The following is a 5671-nucleotide window of genomic DNA, read 5'->3' as shown; positions in this document are numbered from 1 at the left end:
CGCCGACCGCCCTGTGGGCGAGAGCGTCCGCCCGCGCCCTAGCGGACCGGCAGCGGTCGGGGCAGGGTGAGGGCCAGGGGGTCGGGGGCCAGCGCCGCCAGGAAGTCCGCGGCGTCGAACACCTCGCCCGGCGCCCGGGCCCCGACGGCGCGGACACGTCCGTCCAGCAGGCGCGCCACCGCCTCGGCCAGCAGCGGTGCGGTCACCGCGTAGATGTCCCGGCCCACGGCGGTGGCCCGCCGCTCGGTCCCGTCCACGCGCACCCGCACGTCCACGGCGAACCGCTGGGCGGACCTGCCGGAGGTGTCGGCGGCCTCGGGTGCGGGGGTGGCCGGGTCGCGCAGCTGGGCCAGGGGCTCCTCGTTGAGATAGGAGGTGATCCGCTTCGCCCCCAGGTGGTGGTGGAGCAGCACGACCTCGGAGAAGGGCAGGGCGACCACCGCCCGGCGCCCCAGCGGCGCGGGGAAGTCCCAGTCGCGCCCGGCGGGCGCGACCGCCGTCAGCGGCACGAGTTCGCCGCCGTCGACGAGCAGGCGCGGGGCCGTGTTGCGCTCCCCGGTGATACGCGTGCCCGCGGTGGGCCGCCACCCGTCCAGGCCCACGGCCACGGTGACCGCCTCCACCGGGTCACCGCCGGCCGCGGCGGTGGCCAGCAGGTCGGCCAGCCCGCCGTAGAACGCCATCGCGGGCAGCACCGCCACCCCCGCGGCGGCCGCGGCCGCACCCACCTCGTCCAGGGTGGCCGCCGCCGCGGGCTGCTCGGCGGTCACGTCCAGGTAGTGGGCCCCGGCCGCGACGGCGGCCGCCGCCACCGGCCCGGCGGTGTCCAGGAACGGCCCCGCGGTGTTGACCACCGCCGCCGTGCCCGCCACCGCCCGGCCCAGCGCCCGCCCGTCCGGCGCCGGGCGCACCTCCAGGCCGGGGTACACCCGGGCCAGGTCGGCGAGCCGGTCCGCGCTGCGCCCCGACAGTACCGGCTCCAGCCCGCGCCGCACCAGCTCGGCCACCACGAACCGACCGGTGTGCCCGTAGGCCCCGTACACCAGCACCCTGCCGCGCGCGGGCGGCCGCATCTCGAAGGAGTTCATGACCCCATCCTTCGCCCCGCGCACCCCGCCGGCCAGCGTCCGATCCGACGCCCTGCGTACACTTTCGGACATGCACACGGTCGGGATCGCCCTGCACGAGCACACGATGCCCTACGAGACGGCGATCGCCGCCGAGGTGTTCGGGGTGGACCGCGCCGACCTGTCCCCCAGAGGCTGGTACCGGCTGACCGCGCACACCGCCGACGGCTCCCCCTCGCCCCTGCTGCCGGGGGTGCCCGCCCGCCGCTGGGAGGACCTGACCGGGGCGGACACCGTGGTCGTGCCCGCCTCCCACCGGCCCCTGGCCGACCCCGACCCGGCGTACCTGGCGGCGCTGCGCGCCGCCCACCGCGCCGACCGGCGGATCGTGTCGCTGTGCACGGGCGCGTTCGTGCTGGCCGCCGCGGGTCTGCTGGACGGCCTGCCCGCCACCACCCACTGGATGCACGCCCCGGAGCTGGCCCGCCGCCACCCGCGCGTGGACGTGCGCGCCGACGTGCTCTACACCGACGCCGGGCACGTCCTGACCGCGGCGGGCAAGACGGCGGCGCTGGACCTGTGCCTGCACCTGGTGCGCACCGACCACGGTGCCGCGGCGGCCAACGGGCTGGCCCGCCGCCTGGTCGCCCCGGCCCACCGGCCGGGCGGGCAGGCCCAGTTCATCGCCCCGCCCGCGGTGCCGCGCACCCGCGACGGCCTGGGCGAGGCCCTGGAGTGGGCCCGCACCCACCTGGACCGGCCGCTGACCGTCGCCGACCTGGCCCGCCGGGCGGGCCTGAGCCCCCGCCAGCTGGCCCGGCGCATGCACGCCCAGACCGGGACGGCCCCGCTGGAGTGGCTGCACCGCCAGCGCGTGGGCCTGGCCCGGGAACTGCTGGAGGGCACCGACGCGACCGTGGAGCAGATCGCCGCCCGCTGCGGCATGGGCACCGCCACCACGCTGCGCCGCCACTTCCACCGCGCCGTCGGCGTCAGCCCCCTCGCCTACCGCTCCGCCTTCCGCGCCTCCCACACCCCCGATTAGCCGCCCACACCGCAAAGGGGTTCGCTCCACCCGCCCTCCAGGAACCCCGCCACCGCCTCCCCCGGGTCGGCGGTGAGCCGGTAGGCGCCGCCGAACGGCAGCTCCCCGGCCGGCAGGAAGGCGGTGGAGCAGCACAGCCGTCCGGCCTGGGCGTCGTGCCACACGTAGGAGGTCGCCGTTCCCCGGTCACCGGTCCGCCCCCGTGGTGCTCCGGTCCGGGTCGGCGGTGCGCACCCGCCGACCCGGGTGGGATCAGCGGCCCAGATAGGTGCGCAGGTGGCGGGCGGTGAGGGTGTCCGAGCCCTCGACCAGCTCGGCCGGGGAGCCCTCGAACACCACCCGGCCGCCCTCGTGACCCGCGCCCGGGCCCAGGTCGATGATGTGGTCGGCGTGCGCCATCACCGCCTGGTGGTGCTCGATGACGATCACCGTGTTGCCGTCGTCCACCAACCGGTCCAGCAGCGCCAGCAGCCGGTCCACGTCGGCCAGGTGCAGGCCGGTGGTCGGCTCGTCCATCACGTACACCGCGCCCTGGCGGGCCATCGAGATCGCCAGCTTCAGCCGCTGGCGCTCACCGCCCGACAGGGTGGTCAGCGGCTGGCCCAGGCCCAGGTAGCCCAGGCCCACGTCGTGCAGCCGGTCCAGGACCACCCGGGCGTTGCCGGAGGCGAAGAACTCCCGGGCCTCCACCACCGACATGGCCAGCACCTCGCTGATGTTCTTGCCGCGCAGGGTGTGGGCGAGCACCTCGGGGCGGAACCGCTTGCCCTCGCACTTCTCGCACGTGGTGGCCACCCCGGCCATCATCGCCAGGTCGGTGTAGATGACCCCGGCGCCCTTGCACTCGGGGCAGGCCCCCTCGGAGTTGGCGCTGAACAGCGCCGCCTTGACCCCGTTGGCCTTGGCGAACGCGGTGCGGATCGGGTCCAGCAGCCCGGTGTAGGTGGCCGGGTTGGAGCGCCGCGACCCCTTGATCGGCGACTGGTCGACCACCACCACACCCTCGCGGCCCGGCAGCGCCCCGTGGATCAGCGAGCTCTTGCCCGACCCCGCCACCCCGGTGACCACGGTGAGCACCCCCAGCGGGATGTCCACGCTGACGTCCTTGAGGTTGTGGGAGGTGGCGCCGGTGATGGACAGCGCCCCGCGGGCGGGCCGCACCTTCTCGCGCAGCCGCGCCCGGTGGTCCAGGTGGTCGCCGGTGAGGGTGCCCGAGGCGCGCAGCCCCGCCACGTCGCCGGTGTAGGTGATGCGCCCGCCCGCGGGCCCGGCGCCCGGCCCCAGGTCCACCACGTGGTCGGCCAGGGAGATGGTCTCGGGCTTGTGCTCGACCACCAGCACGGTGTTGCCCTTGTCGCGCAGGCTCAGCAGCAGGTTGTTCATCCGCTCGATGTCGTGCGGGTGCAGCCCGATGGTGGGCTCGTCGAACACGTAGGTGACATCGCTCAGGCTGGAGCCCAGGTGGCGGACCATCTTGACCCGCTGGGACTCCCCGCCCGACAGGGTCCCCGACTCCCGGTCCAGGCTCAGGTAGCCCAGGCCCACCTCCACCAGCGAGTCCAGGGTGTGGCCCAGCCCGTCCAGCAGCGGTTTGACCGAGGGCTCGTCCAGGGTGCGCACGAACGCCGCCAGGTCGTCGATCTGCATCGCCGAGCACTCGGTGATGCTGCGCCCGGCGACCTTCACCGACCGGGCGGTGGCGTTGAGCCGGGTGCCCTCGCACTCGGCGCAGGTGGAGAAGGTGACGGCGCGGTCGACGAACGCGCGCAGCCCCGCCTGCATCTTGTCGCGGTCCTTGCCCAGGTAGGTGCGCTTGACCTTGGGGACCAGGCCCTCGTAGCTGAGGTTGCTGGTGCCCACCTTGACCTTGGTGACCGGGTGGTACAGGAAGGCCTGGCGCTCCTGCTCGGTGTAGTCGCGCACCTTCTTGTCGGGGTCCAGCAGCCCGGAGTTGGCGAACACCTGCCAGTACCAGGTGTCCACCCCGTAGCCGGGTGCGGTGATGGCGCCCTCGTTCAGGGACAGGTCGGCGTCGACCAGCTCGTCGATGTCGATGGTGTTGACCCGGCCCAGGCCCTCGCACTCGGGGCACATGCCCTCGGCGTTGTTGAAGCTGAACACGCTGGAGGGCTCCAGGCGCGGGCTGCCCACCCGGCTGAACACGACGCGGAGCATGGCGGCGGCGTCGGTGGCGGTGCCCACGGTGGAGCGGGAGTTGGCGCCCATCCGCTCCTGGTCGACGATGATCGCGGCGCTGAGGTTGCGCAGCGTGTCCACCTCGGGGCGGCCGACGCTGGGCATGAACGACTGGACGAAGGTCGTGTAGGTCTCGTTGATGAGCCGCTGGGACTCGGCGGCGATGGTCCCGAAGACCAGGGAGGACTTGCCGGACCCGGACAGGCCGGTGAAGACGGTCAGGCGGCGCTTGGGGATGTCGACGTCGACCCCCGCCAGGTTGTTCTCCCTGGCTCCGCGGACCTGGATGGTGTCGTGGCCGTCGGCCGGATGCTCGGTTCGCACGCTGCGCTCCAGGTTTCCTTATGCGATAAACTCTCAGACGAACAGAGTTTATGCCATAAGGAGGACAATCGTGGTCGTGTACCCCGGACGCGGAGACGCACGCCGCGCCATGTCCCTGCTGTGGCGCACCCCGGGCGGGGCACCCCGCGCCGCCACCGGCCGCCGCCCCGAGCTCACCGTGGACCTGGTGGTGGCCACCGCCGTGGAGGTCGCCGACGCCGAGGGCATGGAGGCGCTGTCCATGCGCGCGGTCGGCGAGCGCCTGGGCCGCACCGCCATGTCCCTGTACACCTACGTGGCCAGCAAGAACGAACTCGTCGAGCTCATGTACGACCACGTCTTCGGCGAGCCCGCCGACGCCGCCGAGGCCGACGGCTCCCCCCACTGGCGCACCGCCACCGAGGCCTGGGCCGTGCGGCTGTGGGACTTCTACCTGCGCCACCCCTGGACCCTGGAGGTCTCCACCGCCCGGCCGGTGCTGGGCCCCAACGAGTACCGGCTCTTCGAGTCGCTGGCGGCGGTGCTGCACCGGGCGGGCCTGCCCCCGGCGCGCATCCGCACCACCTACGGGACCCTGTTCAACCTGGTGCGCGGCCAGGTGCAGGTCGCCGCCGAGGCCCGCCGGGCCGGGGCGGTCACCGGGATCCCCGAGGACGAGTGGTGGCACGAGCGGTCGGGGCTGCTGGAGGAGGTCGCCCCGGACTTCGGGACACGTTTTCCCACCCTGACCCTGATGGCGCAGGCGGGGGCGTTCGACAACGAGAACACGTCCGAGCCCTACCTGGAACAGGAGGCCCGCGAGACGTTCCGCTCCGGACTCGCCTCCGTCCTGGACTCCCTCCAGGCACGGCTGCCGGCCCGCCCCCCGGCCTCGCGGACCCAATAGGGACGGGGGTTCCGGACACCCTCAACCACGGACGCGCCGGTCGGCCGCCCGAGAGGGGTCTTCCACCGTTCTCCGTAATCATGTGCGATTTCCCGGCGTGTGCGGGACCCGTGTAGCTTTCGTGCGGTCACGGGGGCCGCGGGCCCTCACCTT

At 74.2% G+C, this 5671-nt stretch carries 5 protein-coding genes; 2 read left to right on the top strand and 3 right to left on the bottom strand.

Annotated elements, in window-relative coordinates; all coding sequences use genetic code 11:
- Positions 1–38: 38 nt before the first annotated feature.
- Positions 39–1088, bottom strand: coding sequence for a saccharopine dehydrogenase NADP-binding domain-containing protein (locus ACJOT3_RS31860; RefSeq protein WP_406976844.1), 1050 nt, complete (start codon positions 1086–1088; stop codon positions 39–41).
- 70 nt (positions 1089–1158) lie between these two features.
- Here ACJOT3_RS31860 and ACJOT3_RS31855 point away from each other — a divergent pair, with 70 nt between their 5' ends.
- Complete coding sequence (locus ACJOT3_RS31855; protein ID WP_406976843.1) at positions 1159–2112, top strand: GlxA family transcriptional regulator; 954 nt, start codon at positions 1159–1161, stop codon at positions 2110–2112.
- On the opposite strand, the gene ACJOT3_RS31850 is transcribed toward ACJOT3_RS31855, so the two are convergent.
- On the bottom strand, positions 2109–2276 hold the full coding sequence (locus ACJOT3_RS31850) for a hypothetical protein (protein ID WP_406976842.1): 168 nt from the start codon (positions 2274–2276) through the stop codon (positions 2109–2111). The genes ACJOT3_RS31855 and ACJOT3_RS31850 overlap by 4 nt on opposite strands.
- An 88-nt stretch (positions 2277–2364) precedes the next feature.
- Positions 2365–4632: an ATP-binding cassette domain-containing protein gene (locus ACJOT3_RS31845; protein WP_406976841.1), complete on the bottom strand. Its 2268-nt coding sequence runs from the start codon at positions 4630–4632 to the stop codon at positions 2365–2367.
- A gap of 70 nt (positions 4633–4702) precedes the next feature.
- On the opposite strand from ACJOT3_RS31845, the gene ACJOT3_RS31840 reads away from it, so the two are divergent.
- On the top strand, positions 4703–5518 hold the full coding sequence (locus ACJOT3_RS31840) for a TetR/AcrR family transcriptional regulator (RefSeq protein ID WP_406976840.1): 816 nt from the start codon (positions 4703–4705) through the stop codon (positions 5516–5518).
- Positions 5519–5671 lie beyond the last annotated feature (153 nt).

The sequence above is a fragment of the Nocardiopsis protaetiae genome (assembly GCF_045446735.1).
Classification (GTDB): domain Bacteria; phylum Actinomycetota; class Actinomycetes; order Streptosporangiales; family Streptosporangiaceae; genus Nocardiopsis; species Nocardiopsis protaetiae.
Note: the sequence above shows the minus strand (reverse complement) of the source record. Positions and strands in the feature narration are given on the sequence as shown.

What these genes read in the sequence shown, in the direction of transcription:
- ACJOT3_RS31855 (WP_406976843.1), top strand. Translation starts at nt 1,159, where the DNA reads ATGCACACGGTCGGGATCGCCCTGCACGAGCACACGATGCCCTACGAG.
- ACJOT3_RS31860 (WP_406976844.1), bottom strand. Translation starts at nt 1,088, where the DNA reads ATGAACTCCTTCGAGATGCGGCCGCCCGCGCGCGGCAGGGTGCTGGTG.